Annotated in this window: 26 protein-coding genes; 17 read left to right on the forward strand and 9 right to left on the reverse strand. The window is 63.4% G+C overall.

Going from position 1 to position 23,017, the window contains the following annotated elements:
- Positions 1–56 precede the first annotated feature (56 nt).
- Positions 57–131 carry a 50S ribosomal protein bL37 gene (locus tag H3V04_RS10490; RefSeq protein ID WP_099327425.1) on the reverse strand — a complete coding sequence of 25 codons (75 nt, stop codon included), beginning with the start codon at positions 129–131 and terminating at the stop codon, positions 57–59.
- Between the two features lie 96 nt (positions 132–227).
- Positions 228–1,196, reverse strand: a complete 969-nt coding sequence (locus H3V04_RS01240; RefSeq protein ID WP_198186956.1) for an aldose 1-epimerase family protein — start codon at positions 1,194–1,196, stop codon at positions 228–230.
- 172 nt (positions 1,197–1,368) lie between these two features.
- On the opposite strand from H3V04_RS01240, the gene H3V04_RS01245 reads away from it, so the two are divergent.
- Positions 1,369–2,442: a 4-hydroxy-3-methylbut-2-enyl diphosphate reductase gene (locus H3V04_RS01245; RefSeq protein ID WP_198186957.1), complete on the forward strand. Its 1,074-nt coding sequence runs from the start codon at positions 1,369–1,371 to the stop codon at positions 2,440–2,442.
- Between the two features lie 18 nt (positions 2,443–2,460).
- Here the strand turns inward: H3V04_RS01245 and ybaK are convergent, their stop codons facing one another.
- Positions 2,461–2,967, reverse strand: coding sequence for a Cys-tRNA(Pro) deacylase (ybaK, locus tag H3V04_RS01250; protein ID WP_198186958.1), 507 nt, complete (start codon positions 2,965–2,967; stop codon positions 2,461–2,463).
- A gap of 76 nt (positions 2,968–3,043) precedes the next feature.
- Here ybaK and H3V04_RS01255 point away from each other — a divergent pair, with 76 nt between their 5' ends.
- The gene (locus H3V04_RS01255) at positions 3,044–3,640 is read left to right on the forward strand and encodes a DedA family protein (RefSeq protein ID WP_198186959.1); all 597 of its coding nucleotides are present in this window, start codon (positions 3,044–3,046) and stop codon (positions 3,638–3,640) included.
- 72 nt (positions 3,641–3,712) lie between these two features.
- Here the strand turns inward: H3V04_RS01255 and gap are convergent, their stop codons facing one another.
- The 5 genes from gap to H3V04_RS01280 form a co-directional block, all read right to left on the reverse strand.
- Positions 3,713–4,768 (reverse strand): type I glyceraldehyde-3-phosphate dehydrogenase, encoded by a 1,056-nt coding sequence (gene gap, locus H3V04_RS01260; protein WP_029677985.1) that lies wholly within the window; start codon positions 4,766–4,768, stop codon positions 3,713–3,715.
- Positions 4,769–4,957: 189 nt separating this feature from the next.
- On the reverse strand, positions 4,958–5,362 hold the full coding sequence (locus H3V04_RS01265; protein WP_198186960.1) for an arsenate reductase family protein: 405 nt from the start codon (positions 5,360–5,362) through the stop codon (positions 4,958–4,960).
- Positions 5,363–5,401: 39 nt separating this feature from the next.
- Positions 5,402–6,178: a thiamine diphosphokinase gene (locus H3V04_RS01270; protein WP_198186961.1), complete on the reverse strand. Its 777-nt coding sequence runs from the start codon at positions 6,176–6,178 to the stop codon at positions 5,402–5,404.
- Between the two features lie 14 nt (positions 6,179–6,192).
- On the reverse strand, positions 6,193–6,549 hold the full coding sequence (locus tag H3V04_RS01275) for a branched-chain amino acid transporter permease (protein ID WP_198186962.1): 357 nt from the start codon (positions 6,547–6,549) through the stop codon (positions 6,193–6,195).
- Entirely contained in the window at positions 6,546–7,283 is a 738-nt protein-coding gene (locus H3V04_RS01280; RefSeq protein ID WP_198186963.1) for an AzlC family ABC transporter permease, read from the reverse strand. Before H3V04_RS01280 ends, H3V04_RS01275 begins: the two co-directional genes overlap by 4 nt.
- A gap of 171 nt (positions 7,284–7,454) precedes the next feature.
- Between H3V04_RS01280 and msrB the strand changes: the two genes are divergently transcribed.
- From msrB to H3V04_RS01345, 13 genes are all read left to right on the forward strand, one after another.
- Positions 7,455–8,432 (forward strand): peptide-methionine (R)-S-oxide reductase MsrB, encoded by a 978-nt coding sequence (msrB, locus tag H3V04_RS01285; RefSeq protein WP_198186964.1) that lies wholly within the window; start codon positions 7,455–7,457, stop codon positions 8,430–8,432.
- Between the two features lie 239 nt (positions 8,433–8,671).
- Positions 8,672–9,343 (forward strand): translation initiation factor IF-3, encoded by a 672-nt coding sequence (infC, locus tag H3V04_RS01290; RefSeq protein ID WP_029676114.1) that lies wholly within the window; start codon positions 8,672–8,674, stop codon positions 9,341–9,343.
- Positions 9,324–9,518 (forward strand): 50S ribosomal protein L35, encoded by a 195-nt coding sequence (gene rpmI, locus H3V04_RS01295; RefSeq protein ID WP_015021617.1) that lies wholly within the window; start codon positions 9,324–9,326, stop codon positions 9,516–9,518. Before infC ends, rpmI begins: the two co-directional genes overlap by 20 nt.
- A gap of 48 nt (positions 9,519–9,566) precedes the next feature.
- Positions 9,567–9,950, forward strand: a complete 384-nt coding sequence (rplT, locus tag H3V04_RS01300; protein WP_110451910.1) for a 50S ribosomal protein L20 — start codon at positions 9,567–9,569, stop codon at positions 9,948–9,950.
- A gap of 261 nt (positions 9,951–10,211) precedes the next feature.
- Complete coding sequence (locus H3V04_RS01305) at positions 10,212–11,828, forward strand: spermidine synthase (RefSeq protein ID WP_373564637.1); 1,617 nt, start codon at positions 10,212–10,214, stop codon at positions 11,826–11,828.
- Positions 11,829–11,935: 107 nt separating this feature from the next.
- Positions 11,936–12,865 carry a site-specific tyrosine recombinase XerD gene (xerD, locus tag H3V04_RS01310; RefSeq protein WP_198186965.1) on the forward strand — a complete coding sequence of 310 codons (930 nt, stop codon included), beginning with the start codon at positions 11,936–11,938 and terminating at the stop codon, positions 12,863–12,865.
- A 45-nt stretch (positions 12,866–12,910) separates the two neighbouring features.
- The gene (locus tag H3V04_RS01315) at positions 12,911–13,750 is read left to right on the forward strand and encodes a ParA family protein (RefSeq protein WP_029677993.1); all 840 of its coding nucleotides are present in this window, start codon (positions 12,911–12,913) and stop codon (positions 13,748–13,750) included.
- On the forward strand, positions 13,747–14,550 hold the full coding sequence (locus tag H3V04_RS01320; RefSeq protein ID WP_198186966.1) for a segregation/condensation protein A: 804 nt from the start codon (positions 13,747–13,749) through the stop codon (positions 14,548–14,550). The genes H3V04_RS01315 and H3V04_RS01320 overlap by 4 nt, the downstream gene beginning before the upstream one ends.
- The gene (scpB, locus tag H3V04_RS01325) at positions 14,547–15,209 is read left to right on the forward strand and encodes an SMC-Scp complex subunit ScpB (protein ID WP_198186967.1); all 663 of its coding nucleotides are present in this window, start codon (positions 14,547–14,549) and stop codon (positions 15,207–15,209) included. The genes H3V04_RS01320 and scpB overlap by 4 nt, the downstream gene beginning before the upstream one ends.
- 114 nt (positions 15,210–15,323) lie before the next feature.
- Positions 15,324–17,243 carry a translational GTPase TypA gene (typA, locus tag H3V04_RS01330; protein WP_045935231.1) on the forward strand — a complete coding sequence of 640 codons (1,920 nt, stop codon included), beginning with the start codon at positions 15,324–15,326 and terminating at the stop codon, positions 17,241–17,243.
- Between the two features lie 72 nt (positions 17,244–17,315).
- Entirely contained in the window at positions 17,316–17,780 is a 465-nt protein-coding gene (locus H3V04_RS01335; protein WP_198186968.1) for an alcohol dehydrogenase, read from the forward strand.
- Complete coding sequence (locus H3V04_RS01340) at positions 17,777–18,763, forward strand: prephenate dehydratase domain-containing protein (RefSeq protein ID WP_198186969.1); 987 nt, start codon at positions 17,777–17,779, stop codon at positions 18,761–18,763. The genes H3V04_RS01335 and H3V04_RS01340 overlap by 4 nt, the downstream gene beginning before the upstream one ends.
- A 65-nt stretch (positions 18,764–18,828) precedes the next feature.
- Entirely contained in the window at positions 18,829–19,866 is a 1,038-nt protein-coding gene (locus H3V04_RS01345; protein ID WP_198187481.1) for a prephenate dehydrogenase/arogenate dehydrogenase family protein, read from the forward strand.
- On the opposite strand, the gene H3V04_RS01350 is transcribed toward H3V04_RS01345, so the two are convergent.
- Complete coding sequence (locus H3V04_RS01350) at positions 19,856–20,128, reverse strand: DUF6725 family protein (protein WP_198186970.1); 273 nt, start codon at positions 20,126–20,128, stop codon at positions 19,856–19,858. The genes H3V04_RS01345 and H3V04_RS01350 overlap by 11 nt on opposite strands.
- A 95-nt stretch (positions 20,129–20,223) precedes the next feature.
- Here H3V04_RS01350 and H3V04_RS01355 point away from each other — a divergent pair, with 95 nt between their 5' ends.
- Positions 20,224–21,156: a tyrosine recombinase XerC gene (locus H3V04_RS01355; protein ID WP_198187482.1), complete on the forward strand. Its 933-nt coding sequence runs from the start codon at positions 20,224–20,226 to the stop codon at positions 21,154–21,156.
- Between the two features lie 152 nt (positions 21,157–21,308).
- On the forward strand, positions 21,309–22,985 hold the full coding sequence (locus H3V04_RS01360) for an ABC transporter substrate-binding protein (RefSeq protein ID WP_198186971.1): 1,677 nt from the start codon (positions 21,309–21,311) through the stop codon (positions 22,983–22,985).
- Positions 22,986–23,017 lie beyond the last annotated feature (32 nt).

Raw genomic sequence — 23,017 nt, forward strand, 5'->3', positions numbered from 1 at the left:
TTTTTTTTTTAAGTATATATGCAAAACCCCGGCACCGTTGGTGCCGGGGCAGACGATCAGGTGTTCGGCCTCTTGCCGTGGTTGGCGGCCTTCTTGCGGCGATCCCTGCGCTTGCGTCCGCGCATGCCCATGATTGGACTCCTTTGCTACTGATGAACCTATAAGCCTTGCCGATTATCGCACACCGGGCTGACCTTTGTCGACCAGCTCGGTTGCTCAGACTCTGCTCAGACCTCTTGTGCCCGATACCCCACCTGGGTGGTGTAGACGGCGGCAGGCTGCAGAATGACCAGGTTCCGGCCGGTTCGGAAAGCGTTGGCATAGGCGGTCATGGGCTCCACGGCAACGCCGGCCGGGCGCATGCCTGCGTCGAAGCCGGTCCCGGTGCAGACCTGCCATGAGGTGATGGTCTCATCGCCCCAGAGCTGAATGCGGATGCCGTCCGGCCGGGTGAACCAGGCCGAGCAGGTGCCGTCGTCGTCCCGCTCCACATCGGTCCAGGCATCGTCGAAGTTCGCATCCTCGCCCAGCACAGGACCCTGGCGCAGATCGGTTCGCCCCTGGACGGGTTCGGTGCCGGTGGGTAGCAGCCTGTCCGGATCGACCACCACATGCGTGCGGCAGGGGATGGACAGGGTGCAGGGGGCGTTGTCCTTCTGGATCTGGTCACCTACACCCTGCTTGCCGTTGGCCAGCCAGGGGTGGATGCCGAAGGCCCAGGGTGCTGCATCGTCGCCCAGGTTCAGGGCCCGGGTGGTCATGGTGAGCCCCTGGTCGTCCAGGGTGTAGGTGACGGTGACCACCACGTCGAAGGGGTATCCGCCCATGTCCGGCACCCGCCAGGAAAGGCTGACGGAGTCCTCGGTCAGGGCTTGCAGCCGCCAGTAGGCCCGGTATCCGTAGCCGTGGATGGCGGTGTTCCGGTCGTGTTCGTCGATGGGCAGGGTGTAGGTGTGGCCCTGGAATTCGTAGATGCCATCCTCGATCCGGTTGGGGAAGGGGACCAGCACGTTCCCGTTGCTGCAGGGTACGGTTCCATCCGGGTCAAAGGAGGCCAGCAGGTCCTTTCCCTGGTATTTCAGAACGCGCAGGATGGCTCCCAGCTCGGTCACCACCGCCTCGTAGTCCCCGTGACGGATGCTGTACTGCTGTCCTGTCCGGGGCACGGCCCCGCCCATCATCTCGTTCGTATGCATGCTCCCACTTCCATAGTGCCGTTGATGCTTGGTACGCCACCATCCTAGCGCCTGGGTGGTCTTGGCTTCTTGGTGAAAGAGTGGCGGATGGACTACCGGGGTGCTCTTCGGCTTTCTACCATGGACTTGCATTGTCCGGTACCGTCCGGATTGACATCGATAAGGAGCGGCAGTGGCAGGATTTCGGACCACCGTGTGCGAACAGCCGACCCCACAGGGGCACGGGCGAGTCATCCTGGCCGATCCGCGCGGGTTCTGCGCGGGGGTGGACCGTGCCATCCAGACTGTGCAGACCATCCTGGATGCGGACAACCCCCACCAGAGTCAGGGTCTGCCCCCGGTCTACGTGCGTCGGCAGATAGTCCACAACCGGCATGTGGTCGAGGACCTGGCCCGGCGAGGAGCCGTATTCGTGGATGAGCTGGACCAGATTCCCGACCAGGCCGTCCGTGCCGGGGTGCCTGTGGTCTTCTCGGCCCATGGAATCGCTCCCTCGGTCGTCAAGGAGGCCCAGCGGCGTGGGATGCGTGTGGTTGATGCCTCATGCCCCCTGGTCAGCAAGGTCCACCGGGAGGTCCACCGCTTCGTTCGCGACGGCTACTCGATTATCTACATAGGCCATCGGGGGCATGACGAGGCTATCGGAGTCATGGGGGAGGCCCCGGACCGGGTTCATCTGGTGGAGCATGAGGATGATATTGAGGCTTTGGACTTCGGACCCGACACCCCGCTGGTCATGCTGACCCAGACCACTCTGAGCCTTGATGAGACCGCCGACCTGGCTGCGGCCCTGCGTCGACGGTTCCCCTGGATCCAGGAGCCACCGGGCTCGGACATCTGCTACGCCACCCAGAACAGGCAGCAGGCGGTCAAGCTGGTGGCCGGTCAAGCAGACTGCATGATTGTGGTGGGTTCGGCCAATTCCTCCAATTCGGTGCGTCTGGTCGAGGTGGCCCGTCAGGCCCTGGATGCGCGCTTTCCTGGTCAGGGCGAGATGAGGGCCCACCGTGTCGACGATGCGGGCGAGCTGGACCCGACCTGGCTGCAGGGCATGGATTCGGTAGGACTCACCTCGGGTGCCTCGGTTCCCGAAAATCTGGTTCAGGGGGTGCTGGAGACCCTGGCTGCCCGAGGGTTCACCCAGGTGACCCGGGAACGAGCAGTCGACGAGCACATGCACTTCGTCCTGCCTGCCGCACTTCGTTCAGCACGCGCATCAAAGAAAGTCCCGCAACCACGGGGCTAAGGCCACCGCTCAGATCTTTCAGTCGGTGGCTAAAGGTGCGGTCTTGGCCTTGAGGACACGGATCAGATCCCGAGGGTCCAGACCTAGACTGATGCCGCGCTTGCCGCCGGAGACCATGATGGTGTCGAACTCCAATGCGCCTTGGTCCAGCACGGTCACGTGTTGGGTGCGCTGTCCGAAAGGCGATATACCGCCTAGGACGTATCCGCTCTCTCGTTCGGCCTGGGCCTTGTCGGCCATTTTTGCTTTCTTGGCACCTACAGCGGCCGCCAGGTGCTTGAGGTTCAGGTGGCCGGTCACCGGTACTATGCCGATGACCCGCTCCTTGCCCGTGTCGGCCATCAGGGTCTTGTAGACCGTGCGCGGGTCCAGGCCCAGCTTTTTGGCGGCCTCGATGCCGTACCCCTGGTCCATGTGGTCCGCATTGTGTTGATACTCGTGGATGGTGAAGGGAACCCCCAGACGCTCCAGCTGGGCCATGGCCGGAGTCGCGGCATCCGAGTCTGCCCGCTTCTTCTTGCTCATGACTCCATGCTAAGGTACTGACCGTTCAGGTAGGCTGAGGGGTGTCTTTGGTGCCATTGCGCGGAAAGGGTAGTCCATGACTGCTGTCAATGCCTGGCTGCTCGATGCTGTGACAGGCGGCTGGGGGCTGGCCGTGCTGTTCCTGGCCGCCTTCCTGGATGCCTTGATCATCCCCATACCCACGGAGCTTATGGTTTTGGCCACGGCTTCGGCCTTTCGGGCCTCGGGGCGACCCCTGCCCGTCCTGGTCTTTCTGGTATGTGCCCTGGCCTTCGCGGGCGGCGATGCCTGCACCTATGGGCTGGGGCGGCTGGTCCCGCTGAATCGGCTGGCCGTTTTCCGTGGCGCCGCAGGCAAGGCTGTGACCTCATGGGCCCACCGGGCCCTGCTGCAGGGAGGCGGATTCTTCACACTGGCCTCGCGCTTCGTACCCTCGGGCCGGACCGTGGTCAATCTGACGGCAGGTGCGGCGCGGTATCCGCTCAGCCGTTACCTGCCCCTGTCTGCACTGGCCGGTCTGCTCTGGTCGATTTATATGTGGACCCTGGGGTACCTGGCCGCCTCCTGGCTGGAGAACAACCCTCTGGCCGTCATGGCCATCGGTTTTCTGGCGGGCATGGTCGTCGGGCTGGTCTGCGACCTGGCCATGCGGGCGCTCACCCGGAGGCGCTGAATACAAACAAGGGGCCCGCCCCGTAGGGAGCGGACCCCGTAATCGCTATGGCCGGAGGAACCGGCCGGATGCTCAGTCGCCCAGCTTGGCGAAGTAGAGCAGGGTGCGGATCATGTTACTGGTGAAGCCGTACTCGTTGTCATAGAAGGCAACGGTGCGGACCATCTGATCGTCACCGTAGGTGTTGACATCGGTCTGGGTGGGGTCGAAGATGCCACCGTGGGTGTCGCCGATCACGTCGGAGGAGACGATGCCCTCGTCGTTGTAGCCGAAGTAGTCCTTGCCCTCGAAGGCCTTCTTGGCGGTGTCGTTGATCTCGTCGACAGTGACCTTCTTGTTCAGGATGCAGAACAGTTCGGTGACAGAGCCGGAGGGAACGGCCACACGCTGTGCATGGCCCTGCAGCTTGCCGTCGACGGAGGGAACGACCTTGCCAATGGCCTTGGCGGCACCGGTGGAGTGCTCGATGGTGTTGAGGGCGGCGGCGCGGGTGTTGCGCGGCTTGTTGCCCTTGGGGCCATCCAGCAGCATCTGGGAGCCGGTGTAGGCGTGGATGGTGGTCATGTAGCCGATGCGGATGCCGAAGTTGTCATCCAGCATCTTGACCATGGCGGCCAGGGAGCCGGTGGTGCAGGAGCCGGCGGAGATGATCTTGTCGGAGGGCTTCAGGGTCTCCTCGTTGACGCCGTAGACCACGGTGGGCGTGGTGTCGTCCTTGGCGGGAGCGGAGATCAGAACCTTCTTGGCCCCGGCGTTCAGGTGGGCCTGGGACTTCTCGGAGGAGGTGTAGAAGCCGGTGCACTCCAGCACGTAGTCCACGCCGTCGTTCTTGACCCAGGGGATGTTGTTGGCATCCTTCTCGGCGTAGACCGGGATCTCTTTGCCGTCCACCACGATGGCGGTGTCGGTTGAGGTGACCGACACATTGGTGCCGTCGTCGTGACGGAAGGTGCCCTGGGTGCTGTCGTACTTGAGCAGATAGGCCAGAATGGCCGGGGTGGTCAGATCGTTGATGGCGGCAACCTCGATGTTGGAGGCGTCGCCGCCACGGGCCTGGAGCTCAAAGATGCGCCGGAAGGCCAGACGACCGATGCGTCCGAATCCGTTGATGCCAATCTTTACTGTCATTCAATTCTCCCTTGGAGATTGGCCGTATACAGCACAAAAAATACCGGACCGTATATGGCCGATTACTGATAACATCTCATAGTTTATAGAACCCTGTGTACTTATAGCAAGCGATTACGCGGGTTCTGCCAAGGAAAAAACGAACAAAAAAATTGGTAGGTTTTGTTGTTTGTTTGCGCAACAAAACGATCAGGAATTGTGAGGATTTTCGTTCGTATCGGCCAGCCAATCCTCCCACTGCTGCTGGTGGAATCCGACCAGGACATGCCGGCCGTCCAGCAGGATGGGACGCTTGACCAGCATGCCGTCGGTCGACAACAGTTGCAGAGCCTGCTCCGTATCCATCTGCGGCAGGCGCTTGCTCAGGCCCTGGCTGCGATAGGCCTGACCCGAGGTGTTGAAGAATCGCCGAACGGGCAGGCCGCTCATGTTCAGCCATTCGGTCAGTTCCTCCTGGGTGGGGTGGTCCCCCTTGATGTCTCTCTCGGTGAAGTCCACATTGTGGTCACGCAGCCAGGTGCGGGCCTTGGCGCAGGTGGAGCAGCGGCTGTAGCAGATGAAGAGTGGGTGTTCGGGTGTAGGTGATGCTGTCATAGTTTTCCTTTCCAAGTAGGATTTCAAGTCAAAAGAGGCTCAGGCCAGCCGTCGGGAGGGCCGGGTCTCCAGCGAGCCCAGGTCGGCCTTGGGCACCAGGCTGGTGCTCCAGATCGGCTCGGGCGCCGAAGTGGGGTAGGTGACGAACACGGTTCCCTGCTTCAAGGCTATGTGTGCGGGCTTGCCGGGCAGAAACTCGTTGCTGACGCCGGTCACCTGCTGGTTGGTCATGGTCATGCCGTCCGTCTGGTATTTGAGACCCTGCTCGACCACGCCCAGGGCCTGGTCGTCCGCAGCCAGGACGGAGACCATGGACCTGGGCGGGCAGTCCCAGGCGGGGAAGTCCAGGTTTCCGGGGCCAAGTGCCGTGACCAGCATCCCCTGGCCCCAGAGTTCGGCCCGGCCCCCGCTGGCGGCGATCAGATGGATCAGATTCAGGTTGGCCAGCGTGTGGTCCATACGCCCGCCCAAGCCACCATATATAAGGAATCGTCGGCAACCCCGCTGCCAGCCCACCTTGACTGCGGCCAGCAGGTCAGTGTCGTCCTTTTCGGCGGGCAGGACCCGGCGGGGAATGTCTGTTCGCAGCTTTCGGCTGCCGGCGGGTAGGGAGTCGAAGTCACCCACGACCAGTTCGGGCTCGTCCCCGTGCTCCAGGGCCGGCTCCAGTCCGCCGTCCGCTGCGATGACCAGGGCCTGTCCGCCGCGTGCCGTCTCTTCGCCAAAGTACTGTCCGGCGCCCCAGATCCGGCAGAGCGGCGCCTGGGCCGATTGACCGTCATCCTGCATAAGAGTCTTCTTTCTGCGCTCGCCCATTGGACGCGCCCCCATCATCCCAGACCAACCAGACCGATCAGGAAGGTCAGCCACCCTTGCACCAGGGCCATGTAGGTCAGGGTGCCGCAGGCGATGCTGACCATCATGTTCCGCCAGCGCAGGTGGACCAGGGCTGTGACCAGCAGAGCCAGGGCTTCATAGAGCCCGTGGTCGCCTCCCATCAGGTTGGTGTGCCTCAACGAATAGACCACCAGCAGTCCCATGACGGCGGCGGGCAGCAGGCGTCCCAGCCTGGTCACCAGGGCCGGCGGCCGGCGCCCCTCCGGCCAGATTATGAAGGGCAGGAATCTGGTGGCCATGGTTCCCAGGACCACAATGCCTATGGTGATCAGTTGCTCTGCAGTGGTCATGAAGCCTCCCTTTGGCTGTGGAAGTCCAAGAGGATGAAGATGGCCAGGATGACCACCATGGATGGAATGATGAACCGGTCGGGTCCGAAGATCAGCAGGCAGGCCAGAGAGGCCAGCAGACCGATCAGGGCCGGCAGGCGGGCCTCGGCCTGACGCCACTGCTCCAGGAAGAGGACCAGAAACATGGCGGTCAGCACGAAATCCAGCCCCCTGGTGTCGAAGTTCGCCAGGTTGCCCAGTACGGCACCCAGGGTGGCGCCGCCCACCCAGTAGATCTGGTTGAGCAGGGTTACGAAGAAGAGGTACCAGCCCTTGTCGGTTCCGGCAGGATGAGGATCGGCAGACTCCAGAGCGAAGGTCTCATCACACATGCCGAAGATCAGGTAGGGCTTCTTCCGGCCCGTCCCTCGAAAGACCGGCAGCATGGCCAGGCCATAGAAGAGGTGCCGTGCATTGACCATCAGGGTCAGCATCAGCGCGCCCCAGGGATTGAAGGTGGACATGAGCAGGTCCACGGTCACGAACTCCATGGACCCGGCGTAGATCAGGGCGCTCATGGCCAGAGGGTAGATCACCGGGAACCCGCGGCTGGTCATCAGAAAACCGTAGGAGATTCCCAGCACCAGGAATCCGGCCATGATGGGCAGGGTCCGTGGGAAGGCCGCAGCCAGGGAGCCCAGAATGGTCCCGGCGGACCTCGCGTCTTTGTCGGCATCTTCCTGCGCTCGCTGCATGACCCGCCTCCTGACTTCGATTTGGAGATGGTCATATGATAATCGCCTCTTACGCTGCTGGGGCAAGCCGGTCGACAATGTGAGAAGGCTGTCAAGACGCGACAGGGGCGGAATAGGCGCTCTCCTGCTCCTGTTGAGCCTAGCGAAGGCACAGGCATGCGAGGAGGAATCATGGACAAGAACAAGATTTCAGCCAACAACCCTGCCGCGGTCGTCCTGGCGGGGGGTTGCTTCTGGGGCATCGAGCGGTTCTTCCAGGAGGTGGACGGGATTGTCGACACCCAGGTGGGATACGCCCAGTCCACAGTGCCCAACCCCAGCTATGAACAGGTCTGCAGCGGTGTCACCGACGCCGTGGAGAGCGTGCGGCTGACCTATGATCCCCAGACGGTCAGTCTGCGGACCCTGACCCTGCTTCTGCTGGATCTGATCGACCCCTTCTCGGTGGATCGGCAGGGTAACGACCGGGGTCGGCAGTATCGGAGCGGCCTCTACTGGGATCCCGAGCATCGCGAGCAGGAGGAGCCCGTCTTCCGGCGCGCCTTGGAGGAGCTGGAGCACAGGACCGGCCGTCATCCCGCTGTGCAGGTGGAGGCTCTGATCAACTTCTACCCGGCGGAGGAGTCCCACCAGGACTATCTGCTCAAGAACCCAGGCGGATACTGCCACATCCCGCTGGAGGCCATCGCCAACGCCGCCTCCCGCCAGCGCTACATCGAGCGCATCTGGTCCCTGGACCCTGAGAGCTACGAGGTGACCCAGCACGCGGCCACCGAGCGGCCCTTCGCCAACGCCTACGACGGGGAGTTCCGCCCCGGCATATATGTGGACGTGGTCAGTGGGCAGCCGCTCTTCTCATCCGCGGACAAGTACGATTCCGGATGCGGCTGGCCCGCATTCACCAAGCCCATCGGTCCCGACCTGCTGGTCAACCGCAAGGACTACAAGCTGCTGGGTCGGCCTCGTATCGAGGTGCGGACGGCACAGACCGGCATCCATCTGGGACACGTCTTTGACGACGGTCCGGCCGACCGTGGCGGGCAGCGCTACTGCATGAACTCCGCCGCCCTGCGGTTCGTTCCACGTGACCGGATGGAGGAGGAGGGCTACGGCGACTACCTGCCTCTGGTGGACGGAGCAACCGCCTGACCAGGCCCGGTCCTGAGGACTGTGCTATACTGCTACTCGGCTTGAGAAATCAAGAAAGCGGATGATCCCACCTGGGAGCCTTCCATGGCTTCGGGTTCGACCTGCGCCGGTGACGGTTGGCCGTCATCATGTACGGTGCAGGTATTGGCGGTTTCGTTGCCATATGGCTGTGGCGGCCATGTTCGAAACCTATGGGTTCTTCGCAGGGCAGTGGATGTTGTGGTATTTGAGAAGGAGTCATCATTAGCGACGAACCAAGGATTAACGACGATATACGAGTGTCTCAGGTACGCCTGATCGGGCCCAACGGCGAGCAGGTGGGAATCATTGCGACCTCCGTCGCCCTCAACCTGGCCAAGGAGGCCAACCTTGACCTGGTCGAGGTTGCACCCAAGGCCAAGCCTCCGGTCGCCAAGCTCATTGATTACGGCAAGTTCAAATACAACGAGAAGATCAAGGCTCGTGAGGCGCGCCGCAACCAGAGCATGTCGGAGATTAAGGAGATCCGCTTCAGATTGAAGATCGACGACCACGACTTCGAGGTCAAGGAGGGGCACGTGCGCCGCTTCCTGTCCGCAGGAGACAAGGTCAAGGTCACCATCATGCTGCGTGGGCGTGAGCAGTCCCGACCCATCGGCGGCGTGGAGCTCCTGCGCAAGCTGGCTGATGACGTTGCGGATCTGGGCTCCATCGAGTTTGCCCCCAAGCAGGAGGGGCGCAACATCATCATGACCCTATCGCCCAAGGGCAAGAAGGTCCACACCCAGTCCGAGCAGCGTCGGCGGGGCGGCCAGGCCCGTGCCGAGCGCAAGGCCCGTCAGGCGGCCCATCTGGCTGCCAAGGCCGACAACAATACTTCTCCCAAGCAGATGAAATCCAAGGAGGGCAGCAATGCCGAAGATGAAAAGTAACTCCGCCGCATCCAAGCGCGTCCGGACCACGGGTTCGGGCAAGCTCATGCACGCCGGGACCGGTATGCGCCACAATCTGGAGCACAAGTCGGCCAAGAAGCGTCGTCACCTGTCCACTGACGAGGTGCTCGCTCCGACCCAGTCCAAGAACATGAAGAGGATGCTGGCCCGCTGAGCGGGTGCAGTCGCGTCGAGTGAGATTTTAGAAAGCTGAGGAATATCTATGGCACGAGTCAAGCGGGCAGTCAACGCGCATAAGAAGCGTCGGGTCGTCCTGGAGCGGGCGTCAGGCTACCGTGGCCAGCGCTCCCGTCTCTACCGCAAGGCCAAGGAGCAGCTGCTCCATTCATATACATACAACTTCCGGGACCGCAAGGCCCGCAAGGGCGACTTCCGCAAGCTGTGGATCCAGCGCATCAACGCCGGATGCCGCGCCCAGGGAATCACCTACAACCGCTTCATCCAGGGGCTGCGCCTGGCCGGGATCGAGCTGGACCGCCGTGCCCTGGCCGACCTGGCCGTCAACGACATCGACACCTTCAACGCCATCGTGGCCGAGGCCAAGAAGGCCCTGCCTGCCGATGTGAACGCTCCGGTCGCTGCCTGATCAGCGGACCTGAACACCGTATTGCAAGAACCTCGCCTTTCGCGGGGTTCTTTGCATATTTGACCATTCCCCAGCTGGACGGTAAGTTGATTGACGACAATGATGCCGGGAGCCGCCATGAATGAAGATCACAGCCTAGACGCTTCGGCTGTCTCGGCAGAATCAGCAGGTCAAGCCAGTGCATCTCGTGGTAGCGGTAGATCCAGGCCAGCCAGAATCATTAAGTCGCGCCCTATTCTGCGGTCGCGGGTTTTTCTCTATGTGACGGAGTTCTTCTCGGGGATGGCCGTCATGGCCGCCGAGCTCGGGGCCTCCCGTCTGCTGGCTCCTTACTTCTCGTCCTCCCAGATCGTGTGGACCATCATCATCGGGACCATCATGATCGCCCTGGCCCTGGGCGCCGTTGTCGGCGGTCGCTGGGCCGATAGAAACCCTGACCCGGACAGGCTCTACCTGTGCATCATGGCCGCGGCCGTCTGGATTGCCCTGATCCCCCTGGTCGGCAAGTATCTGATAATCCTGATCTCTGGACTTCTGATTGTGGCTGTCTCCACCAACTTCCTGGTCCTGGCGGCCTTCATCTCCTGCCTGATCATCTTTGTTCCGCCCCTCTTCCTCCTCGGCACCATCACCCCCGGCCTGGTCAAGAGCGCCACCGACTCCCTGGACGACAACGCTTCGGTGGTCGGTCGACTCAGCGCCTGCAACACCGTAGGATCCATCCTGGGCACCTTTCTGCCCACCTTCGTGACCATCCCTGCCGTAGGGACCTTCGTAACCTTTCTGATCTTCTCCGGGATACTGCTCCTGGTGGCCTTGGCCTATTTTCTTTCCTCACAGGTGCACCGCCTGGCCTGCCTGATCGCCACGGTGGCCTTTGTGGTCTCGGCCGCCCTGTCGCCGATGACGGGGTTCGCCTTCTGGGAGAAGGGCCTGACCTACGAGGGCGAGTCCATCTACAACTACCTGCAGGTCAAAACCCTGGCGGACAGAACCATCCTTTCCACCAACGTTCTCTTCGGCGTCCAGTCGGTGACCATGAAGCATCCCGGGATGACCGGCATGTACTACGACACGGCCCTGGCGGCGCCGCTCATGGCTGATCAGGCCCGCTCGGCCTTGATCCTTGGCATGGGGACCGGGACCTACGCCCGGCAGCTGAGGCGGTACTATCCTCGGATGGCCATCCAGGGGGTTGAGATCGATCGGACCATCAGCGACCTGGCCATCAAGTATTTCGATCAGCCCAGCGATATTCCGGTTTCCACCTACGACGGGCGAGCCTGGCTGGCAGCCAGTGGGCAGCGCTACGATCTGATCATGGTCGACGCTTATCAGGACATCACCATACCCTTTCAAATGAGCTCCACCGAGTTCTTCGGCCTGGTCAGGAAGCACCTGAATCCGGGTGGGGTCATGGTGGTCAACATGAACATGATCGACGACGGCCAGGGGTCCATCAATGCAGCCCTGACCAACACCATCACCAGGGTCTTCGGATCCGACGCCATTCTGACGGCCGACGTGCCTCGTACCACCAACCGCGAGCTCTTTGCTCGTCGCCCAGTTTCCGAGGCTTTTGCGGAATCTGGGGGACCCAGGAAGGCGGCGATGCGGGACTATCCTGGTTCTGACCTGCTGGCGGAGGCTGCCTCCAGGGTCAGTCCTGATCCGGATCTGTCCCAGATGATGGAGCAGGTCAGCTCCCGTTTGAGCATGGTTGGGAATGCAAAGGGGAGGGTATTGACCGATGACAATGCACCGGTGGAGTTGCTGGGCATGCACGCCATCGACGGCATCATCAGCAGGGAGGCCGGCCCCTACCGACGCATTCTTCAGCAAGAGGTGATTCAAGGGCTGATCCGTGAGGTCTCCTAGGCGGTTGTCTCAATCCCAAGCGCGTTGGAAGCATGGAAACAGGGGAGCGTAGCGTTACTATGGCCTGAGACCAGCACTGATGAAAGAGAACCGGAGGTTAAGCGGTAGTGGACGGTGATCATCAGGAGGGGCTGACCGCATTGTTGGACCAGTTCCTGGCCTACACCGGTCTGGAGCGGGGTCTTGCACCCGCCACGGTCAAGGCTTATAAGTCCGATCTGACCATGTATATCAACTGGTTGTCCGGCCGCGGCATCACCAGCCTGGAGCAGATCCAGACCGCCGATGTGGAGGGCTTTTTGGCCCATCTGGCCGACGAGAGCCCAGCCAGCCGCTCGCGGAGGATGGCCGCCGTCCATGAATGGCACCGGTTCGCCCTCAAGCAGGGGGTGACCGACCGGGATGTCTCCCGTACCGTCAAGGCTCCTAAGGGAACCTCGGCCCTGCCGGATGTGCTGGACGTGGACCAGGTGACCCGGCTGCTGGATGTGGCCGCCATGGGCGGGTCCAAGGATCCGGTGGTCCTGCGGGACAAGGCCCTGCTGGAATTCATGTACGCCACCGGCTGCCGGGTCTCGGAGGCCGTCGGCACCGATCTGGAGGACATGGACCTTAACGAACGAGTGGTCCGTTTGACAGGCAAGGGCGACAAGCAGCGTCTGGTGCCCATGGGATCCTATGCCTGCCAGGCCATGCAGACTTACTTGAATCTGGGGCGGTCCAGTCTGTGTAATCGGGCCACCAAGGGCAGGGAGCTGCGGGCCGTCTTCCTCAACAAGCGGGGTAAGCGGCTGACCAGGCAGACGGTCTGGCAGGTGGTCAGGGATGCGGGCCGCCGGGCGGGACTGAACAGGCCCCTGCACCCTCACACCCTACGGCACTCCTTCGCCACTCATCTGCTGGAGGGGGGCGCCGATGTGCGTTCGGTCCAGGAGCTGCTGGGCCACGCTTCGGTGACCACGACCCAGATTTACACACACGTCAGCCCGCAGGCCCTGATGGAGACCTACCAGACGGCCCATCCTCGCGCTCGCTGACCCGCCAACCCGCGAATGCGGTCGGAAACTTGATAGGGTAGAGGCATGCCTACGGATTTGTTAGGGCGCGAGTATGAGACGTTCGCTGCCCCGGAGCCTTTGAAACAGCACGGCCCGGCCCGTGTCCTCGCCATGTGCAACCAGAAGGGCGGCGTGGGCAAGACCACCTCATCGATCAACATCGCTGGGGCCATGTGCCAATATGGGCGACGGGTGCTGATTGTGGACTTCGATCCCCAGGGCGCGGCCACCGTGGGTCTGGGCATCAATGCCAACAGCGTGGACAACACCATTTACACCGCCATGTTCGACACCTCCCTGGATGTTCACGAGGTGGTCCGGCACACCCGTTTTGACGGTCTGGACATCATCCCGGCCAACATCGATCTGTCAGCCGCAGAGATTCAGCTGGTCACCGAGGTCGGCAGGGAACAGGCCCTGGCGGCCACCATCCGGCCCCTGCGGCAGGAGTATGACGCCATCATCATCGACTGCCAGCCCTCGCTCGGTCTGCTGACCGTCAACGCGCTGACCGCAGCGGATGGGGTCATCATTCCCGTGGCGGCCGAGTTCTTCGCCCTGCGTGGCGTTGCCCTGCTCATGCAATCCATAGAGAAGGTCCGCAGCCGCATCAACCCAGACCTGCAGGTTTACGGAGTACTGGTCACCATGTACACCAAGACCCTGCATTCGGATGAGGTGCTTCAGCGCATATACGAGGCCTTCAAGGACAAGGTCCTGCACTCCATCATCAGCCGGTCCATCAAGCTGCCCGACGCCACGGTGGCCGGCGAGCCCATCACCATGTTCGCTCCCGAGCACAAGACCGCCAAGGAATATCGGGAGGTCGCCCGGGAGCTGATCGCCCGCGGCATCGTGGCGTGAGCGGATCAGCGGACGGCTTCGCCGTCGACCTGGATGTCTACCAGGGGCCCTTCGACCTGCTGCTGGGCATGCTGGCTAACCGGAAACTCTCCCTGACGGAGGTTTCGTTAGCCTCCATCACCGGGGAGTTTCTGGACTATGTGCGCACCTTGGACTTCAGTCAGGGACTGGACCAGGCCAGCGCCTTCCTGGATGTGGCCTCGGTGCTGGTGGAGGCCAAGAGCGCCGCCCTCCTGCCTGTGGAGGACGAATCCATGCGCGACCAGGCCTCCATGGACGCCCTTCGGGAGCGTGATCTGCTCTTCGCCAGGCTGTTGCAGTATCGGGCTTTCAAGCAGGCTGGACAGGACTTTCGAGCCAGGCTGGCCGCCAACTCGGGCCGCTACCCGCATCCCGGCCATCTGGAGCCCCAGCTGGCTCATTTGCTACCTGATCTGGTCTGGACCTTGAAGCCGGAGGATCTGGCCCTGCTCTGCGCCAACGCCCTGGTCAACGCTCCGGCCTCAGAAGTTCGGCTGGACCAGCTGCACGTGCCTTTGGTTGATCTGAACAAGGAGGCTGACCAGGTTCGCCAAGCCTTGCTGGCAGAGCCCGGTCAGCCTGTGGCTTTCGCCGATCTGGTCGCTTCCTCCAAAGGCCGGGCGCAGGTGGTGGCCCGATTCCTGGCCGTGCTGATTTTCTTCAGGCAGGAATTGATCCAGTACCGTCAGGATGGTCCATACCAGCCGCTCTACCTGCGCTGGATAGGGCCGACCCAGGAGCCGGAAAAGGCCTTGATCAGTGAGGGGGACTTCGCATGAGCCAATCCTCGGCTCCCGACACCCGTCCCGAATATGTGGACTTCGATGTGCAGGACTTTCCCGGCGGGCTGGCCGCCTGTCTGGAGGCCATCTTGGTGGCTACGGACCGGCCGCTGACCGCAGAGGACTTCTCCCGGGTGCTGGCCGTGGACCCGGCACCTGTCAATGCCGCCCTGGAATCGCTGGCCGAGTCCTACAGCGACCGAGGATTCGAACTGCGTCGGACCGCCCGGGGCTGGCAACTGACCAGCCGGGCCGCCTACCAGCCCGTTGTGGCGGCCTTCGTCAAGGACGGTCAGACGGCACGTCTCTCCCAGGCGGCCCTGGAGGCCCTGGCCATCGTGGCCTACCGCCAGCCCATGACCCGTGCCCAGGTGGGTCAGATCCGCGGGGTCAACTCGGACGGGGTCATCCGGGCCCTGCTGGTGCGCGGCCTGGTTCGCGAGGAGGGCCTGGACGAGCAGACCCATGCCGCGCTCTTGGTCACCACCGACCTCTTCCTTGAGCGGATGGGTCTGCAATCCTTGGAGGATCTGCCCTCCCTGGCCCCCTTCCTTCCCGACGAGGACTCGGCCCTGGCCCAGGCCCGCCAGGAGTTGTCCGGCCAGCTTCAGTCCCCGGATCCGGCCCAGGGTTCGCCCCAGGGCAAGGAGCAGTGATCGTCTGTCACACAAGGCGGTTACACTTGTCTCTGTTTGTCCAATTCCTGGACCACGCCAACCGGCAGACAGGCCGGTGGGGGCATGGATAGCATTCACGAGAATGAGGTTTTGATGGCGGTACGCGGCGATATACGAAATGTGGCGATTGTGGCACACGTTGACCACGGCAAGACCACCCTGGTCAACGCCATGCTGCAGCAGTCGCACGTCTTCTCCGAGCGGGAGGAGGTGCCCGACCGGGTCATGGACTCCAACGACCTGGAGAAGGAGAAGGGCATCACCATCCTGGCCAAGAACACCGCCGTCAAGTACACCGGCCCCCTGGCAGCCAAACTGGGCCAGCCCGACGGCATCACCATCAACGTGGTGGACACCCCCGGCCACGCCGACTTCGGAGGCGAGGTGGAACGCGGCATCTCCATGGTCGACGGGGTGGTCCTGCTGGTGGACGCCTCCGAGGGGCCCCTGCCCCAGACCCGCTTCGTCCTGCGCAAGGCCCTGGAGGCCAAACTGCCCGTCATCCTGGTCATCAACAAGACCGATCGGCCCGATGCCCGCATCTCCGAGGTGGTCTCCGAGTCCACCGATCTGCTCCTGGGTCTGGCCCAGGACGTGAGCGAGGAGGGAGTGGACCTGGACCTGGATTCCCTCCTGGACCTGCCTGTGATTTACTGTGCAGCCAAGGCCGGCAAGGCCTCCGTCAATCAGCCCGCCGACGGCGCTGTGCCCGACAACGACGATCTGGAGCCCCTCTTCGAGGCCATCCTGAACAACATCCCCGCCCCGGAGTACGAGGAGGGCGCCCCCCTGCAGGCCCACGTGACCAACATCGACGCCTCCGACTACCTGGGCCGTCTGGGCCTGGTGCGCATCTACAACGGCACCCTGATCAAGGGCCGCCAGTACGGCCTGTCGCGCGTGGACGGATCCATCGAGAACTTCAAGCTGACCGAGATTCTGCGCACCAAGGGCCTGCAGCGTTCCCCGGTGGACGAAGCCGGCCCCGGCGACATCGTGGCTGTGGCCGGTGTGGAAGACATCATGATCGGCGAGACCATCGTCGACCAGGACGATCCCCGCCCCCTGCCCTTGATCCACGTGGACGACCCGGCCGTCTCCATGACCTTCGGCACCAACGATTCGCCCCTGGCCGGCACCGAGGGCAAGGACCACAAGCTGACCGCCCGCATGCTCAAGGACCGTCTGGACCGCGAGCTGATCGGCAACGTCTCCATCAAGGTGCTGCCCACCGACCGGCCCGACGCCTGGGAGGTTCAGGGCCGTGGCGAGCTGGCCCTGGCCATCCTGGCCGAGCAGATGCGCCGCGAGGGCTACGAGCTGACCGTGGGCCGCCCCCAGGTGGTCACCAAGACCGTGGACGGCAAGCTTCAGGAGCCCATGGAGTCCGATACCATCGACGTGCCCGAGGAGTACATGGGCGCGGTCACCCAGCTCATGGCCGATCGAAAGGGCCGCATGGAGACCATGACCAACCATGGCTCCGGCTGGGTCAGGATGCAGTTCACCGTGCCCTCCCGTGGCCTCCTAGGCTTCCGCACCGCCCTGCTGACCGCCACCCGCGGCACCGGCATCTCCTCGTCGATCTCCGCAGGCTATGCCCCCTGGGCGGGCGACATCAAGACACGGCAGAACGGATCCATGGTCTCCGACCGCTCGGGCAAGGCCAGCCCCTACGCCATGCAGAAGCTCCAGGCCCGCGGCGAGTTCTTCGTCAAGCCCCAGTCGCCCGTCTACGAGGGGCAGATCGTGGGCATCAACAACAAGCCCGGCGACCTGGACATCAACATCACCCTGGAGAAGCACATGACCAACATGCGTTCCTCCACCGCCGACGTGCTGGAGACCCTGACCCCGCCCATCGACATGAGCCTGGAGGAGTCCCTGGACTTCGCCAACGATGACGAGTGCGTGGAGGTGACCCCCGAGTCCATCCGCGTGCGCAAGATCATCCTGGACAGGGATGCCTGGTACAAGTGGAACGCCCGTCAGCGCAGGGCCAACAAGAAGTAAACCTTTTCTCACAATCAGCCTTGGTCCGACCCGGCCGCCCCACGGTGACCGGGTCGGACTAGTCTTGAACCCATGAAGTCTCAGGTTTCCAAATCCAAGGACCAGACCGCCTCCCGTTCGATGGGGGAGTCCGGCAAGGTGAGTCCCTTCCGTTGCCTGCTGGGTCTGCCCATAGGCCTGGCGGTGGGCGTGCTGGGAACCCTGGTCCAGCGCTCCGGGGCCGCCCAGGGTCTGCCCTGGGGGATGGTCCTGGCCTATCTGCTGGTGGCCCTGGCCTCCTGGTGGGTCCGCTGCGACAGCGGCACCATGGGTCTGGCCCTGCATCTGGTGGCCTCGACGGTCACGGTCTGGCTGCTCTCCATGCGGGGGCCGGGCGGCGACGTGCTCATGCCCTATGCCAACTTCCCTACATTCTTTGCCAAGTATGCGGTCTTCCTCTGGATGGGCGGGCTGGTCCTGATACAGACCCTGGCCATCTGCCTGCCTGCCTCCTGGTTTGCTGACGGCCCCCTGCGTCGTCAGGGGCGATCGGCATGAGCCAGGTTCCGTCAGTATCACCGGCGACTCCGCCCGATCGTATTCCCCTGCACTTCCTGGGTCCCGAGGGGACCTTCACCCACCAGGCCGCCCTTGAGGCCGCCAACCTCATGGCAACAAGGCTGGGTTGCCAGACGGATCTTAAGCCCTGCACGGATGCGGCTGCCATTGTGGCCGCCGTGGAGGAGGGCCGGGGCTGGGGGGTGCTGGCCTGGGAGAACAACGTGGAGGGCCATGTGGTGCCCAACATGGACGCCCTGATCGACGCTCAATCGGTAGCGGGCTTCGGCATGGTCCGTCTGCCCATCGTCTTCGATGCCTTCGTCCGGTCCGACCATGGCCCCCTGCGCCAGGTCGGCGCCCACCCCCACGGACTGGCCCAGTGCAAGGGCTTCATCAAAGAGACCGGCCTCAATCCAGTCCCGACCAACTCCAACGCTGCGGCCTGCCGTGATTTGGGCCCCGATCAGGTGGCTCTGGGGCCGCGCATCTGCGGGAGCCTCTACGGTCTGGAGACCTACCGGCGTGAGGTGCAGGACTATCAGGGGGCCCGCACCGACTTTCTTGTGCTGGCTCCCCGGGATCAGGCCGCCGGGCTGGCGCGCCGCCTGGCACCGGGCGGGGATTTCGAGTCCATTGTCACTTTTATCCCCCTGAATACCGGGCCGGGCGTGCTGGCCAACCTGCTGGACCGTCTGCGTGATGCGGGCCTTAACATGACCTCTTTCATGTCCCGGCCCATCAAGGGGCACGACGGGACCTACAGCTTCGTAGCCAGCATCGACGCCGCACCGTGGCAGAAGGGTCTGCATCAGGTGCTGGCCGACCTGCTGGAAGGGGGGGACTGGCTCAAAACCCTGGCGGTCCATCCGCGCACCCCGCATCCAGCGCCCCCCATCCGTGAATGGATGCTGCCCAGGGCGGGGGCCTTCCGGGGTGAGGACCCCGATTCCGAGACGATCAGCAAGGAGTTGTTATGGTAGATGAATCCGCGCCCTTCCCACACATGGACCTGTCCGGGCCCGAGCACATGCACCCGATAGCGGGCATGGCCGCCTCGCCGGTGCTGACCTCGGCCCACAAGATCGCCGTTGCGGGACTGGGTCTGATCGGGGGATCGTTGGCCCGCCGCCTGGCCGCCCGGGGTCGGTTCGTGATCGCCTGGAACCATAACGACCGTCCCTATGAGCAGGCCCGCAGCCAGGGAATCCATTGCGTGGACACTCTGGAGGAGCTGGCCAAGGGCAAGGCGGACGTGCTGGTGCTGGCCACCCCCTTGCGGGCCATGCCCGACGTGCTCCAGGCCCTGGCCCCGGTACTGACCCGTGGCACCACCCTGACCGACGTGGGCAGCGTCAAGGGACCTGTCCGCAGGCAGGTCGAACAGGCCGGTCTGGCCGATCGTTATGTAGGCGCCCATCCCATGGCCGGCAGCGAGGGCTCCGGCTATGAGGATTCGGACCCGGCCCTCTTGGAAGATGCCCTCTGGGCCCTCTGCGTCGATGAGCATACGGATTACAGCCGCTTCCTGACCGTGGCCGATATGGTCACCCAGGGGCTGGGCAACCGGCTGATCGCCCTGGACGATGCCACCCACGACCGGGCTGCGGCACTGATTTCGCACATGCCCCATGTGGTGTCGACCGCCCTGGCCAATATGCTGACAAGGTCGCCCGACCGTCGTGTGGCCTCGGCTCTGGCGGCCGGGTCCTGGCGGGACATGACCCGTGTGGCCCTGACCGATCCGGAAAGGACCCGGGCCATGGTGGAGGAGAACGCCGACCAGGTGGCCGACCTTCTGGATGCCCTGGTCAAGAATCTGCAGGGCATGTCTTCCCTTCTGCGGGACCAGGAGCCGGAGGCCGACGAAAAGCGTCGGAGCTTCTTCCTCCAGGCGGACCCCTTCCGACGCTACAAGGCGGCCCTGGGCGACCGGGAGCAGATGCCCACAACTGATCTGGAACTGGATCCGCAGGGGGGCAGGTGGCGGCAGGAGCTGCTGGATTCAGCCCTGCGCGGCGAGCAGGTCTCGGCCTTCCTGACGACCAGCCGGGCCCGGGTGCTGCACCCGCCGGTCATCGACTGAAATTCGGAGGGTCCGGTCTGGGCGAGCGGCGTTCCGGGACCGGCTTCAGCGCCACCATGTCTGCCGCCTTAAGGGTCACGCGCTCCCCGGGACGCGACCCATTGGCCGCCGGATCCCTGTCCAGGATCAGCCGATGCCCGTCCCAGTCGACCACATGCCCTACGTAGTCGCGGAACTTGGGCCTTCCGTCTTGCGGGTCCTGTCCCAGGGCAATCCTGACCACCAGCCGTGCCCCGGCCGGTATGGTTGCTGGCAAACGCATGGCCATCCACCTCCTGGGTCAGTATCGCCTGCGGCTGCGACGAGGGTGTAAGCGCCTAGACTGTATTGCACAGCCAAGTGAAGGGAGTGTCCGTAGTGGACCAGGATCTGCAGGACTTCACCGACTATCTTTCCCGGGTGGCAGGCAAGAGTCCCAACACCGTGCGTTCCTACCGGGCCGATCTGGCGGGCTTTCTGCACCTGATGCACCTGCATGGCATCGATGACCCAGCGCAGATCGACCTGGCCACCATCAGGTCCTGGCTGGCTCACGAGGCAGCCACTCACGCCCGCTCGACCATGGCCCGGAAGACGGCCGCACTGAGATCCTTCTTCGGTTGGCTGAGCAGGCATGGCCGGATTGAGACCGACCCCACCCTGGCCCTGAGCAGTCCCAAGCAGTCCGAGCACCTTCCACGGATCCTGACGCACGACCAGGCCCGCACCCTGATGGATACTGTCGACCAGGATCCGGTCGAGCACCGGGAGGACGAGAAAGTTCAGGCGGCCCTGCAGGTGCGGGACGCGGCCATGCTGGAGCTGCTGTACGCCACGGGCATGCGTGTGGCCGAGCTGTGCGGGCTGGACCTGGATGACGTGAACAGGCGCAGCCGCACTGTAAAGGTCCTGGGCAAGGGTTCCAAGGAGCGGGTCCTGCCCTATGGCCTGCCCGCCGATCGAGCCCTGGATCGCTGGCTGGGGGAGGGGCGGCCGGTCCTGGCGGGCGCAAGGGCCAAATCGGCCCGCAAGGCAGGTCAGGCCCTCTTCCTGGGTCAGCTGGGCGGCAGGGTTGGCCAGCGCCAGGTCCGCAAGGTGGTCCATCAGGCGGCCGGTCAGGCCGGTGTGCCCGACATCGCCCCCCACGCCCTGCGGCACTCGGCCGCCACGCATATGCTGGATGGGGGAGCCGACCTGCGCGAGGTTCAGGAGATGCTGGGCCACTCCTCCCTGCGAACCACCCAGCGCTACACCCACGTCTCCATCGAGCAGCTGCGGGCCCGGTACAGGCAGGCGTTTCCCCGGGCCTGAGATTCGGCAAGTGAGACGAGACCTGTCCTGTGAAACATACTGGTATCAGAATGTGGCGTATCGCAGCCTACACGTCGGTCAAGGAACGGCGGTCAAGAACCTTCCAAGTGTATGCGCGAGAATGAGAGTCGGCTAAGGGGGGAGCAGCAGCAATGAAAAAGGGATCACAGCTTACGCTCGTATCCGCGACCATCTGTGCCTTGGCGCTCTTGGCAAGCGGCTGCGGCAGTGGCAGCGGCACCAACACCGAGGGTGCCGAGCAGTCGTCCGGCAGCCAGGCCAGCAACAACGCCGTGGTCTCGGTCCATGGATGTGAGCCCGCCCAGCCGCTCATTCCCAGCAGCACGGCGGAGAGCTGCGGCGGGCAGGTCGTAAACGCCATCAACTCCAGACTGGTCCGCTTTGACGACCAGGGCAAGGCCCGCAACGATCTGGCTTCGGAGATCAAGGGCAACGACGACATGTCCCAATACAAGATCACTTTGGCTGATGGGCGCAAGTTCTCGGACGGCACCCCCATCACGGCCAAGTCCTTCACCAAGGCCTGGTCCTGGAGCGCCAACGTGACCAACGGTCAGCTGAACGCCAGCTTCTTCGCCAACATCAAGGGCTTTGAGAACCTGCAGAAGCAGGGCGTGCCTGCGGATGCCCAGTTCTCCGGATTGAAGGTCATCGATGACAAGACCTTCACCGTGGACCTCAGCTCGCCCTCGTCCACCTTCCCCATCCAGGTGGGCTACATGGCCTTTGCGCCCCTGCCCGAATCCTTCTACAGGGATCCCAAGGCCTACGGGGAGAACCCGGTCAGCTCGGGTCCCTACAAGTTTGAGTCCTGGCAGCACAACGCCCTGATCAAGCTTGGCAGGAACAGCGACTACGACGGGGAGGTCAAGGTCCAAAACGGTGGCATCGACTACAAGGTCTACACCGACCTTGGTTCCGCCTATTCGGATGTGCAGGCGGGCAACCTGGACGTGATCGACAGGATCCCCACCTCTGCTGTCAAGACCTTCATGACCGACAGCATGGTGCAGAGCTACAACAAGCCCGGATCCGGTCTGCAGATGTTCACCATCCCCACCGCCATGGAGCACTTCGGCCAGGATCAGGAGGGTCATCTGCGCCGCCAGGCCATCTCCATGGCCATTGACCGCAAGATGCTGATCGACAAGGTTCTGGGCGGCCTGGGCGTGCAGCCCACCGACTTCACTGCACCTACCATCCCGGGCTATGCCAAGAGCCTCAAGGGTTCGGACAACATCAGGTACAGCGCCAAGAAAGCCAAGGAGTACTGGTCCAAGGCCGACGCCATCAGCCAGTGGCCGGCCGACAGGACTTTCAGGATGCTCTACAATGCAGATGGCGGCGCCAAGGACTTCTATGACGGCATGGCCAATTCCATCAAGAACACGCTTGGAATCAAGGCCGAGGCCACACCTGTACCCACCTTCAGCGAGTTCCGAGGCAACATCAAAAAGCGCCTCTACAAGGATGCGGCCTTCAGGTCATCCTGGTCACCTGACTATCCATCGCCTGAGACCTACCTGATGAGCAACTTCGCGAGCTCTGCGGCCGACGGCAACGGGTCCAACGACGGCGACTACAAGAATCCCAGGTTCGACGCCTTGCTGCAGCAGGCAGCCAAGGCCCAGGACACCAATGAGGCCAACAAGTTCTTCCAGCAGTCGGAGGAGATCCTCCTGAAGGACATGCCGGCGGTGCCGCTCTACTACGCCAACAACACCGGCGCCTCCGCCAAGAGGGTCCACGGTATGCGTCTGGGTTGGGACGGTTTCCCGATCTTCGCGGAGCTTTCCAAGGACCAGTGATGTCGAATAGCTGCGGCCCCGAGACCGGCAAA

Source organism: Bifidobacterium sp. M0353 (assembly GCF_016100645.1).
Taxonomy (GTDB): domain Bacteria; phylum Actinomycetota; class Actinomycetes; order Actinomycetales; family Bifidobacteriaceae; genus Bombiscardovia; species Bombiscardovia choladohabitans.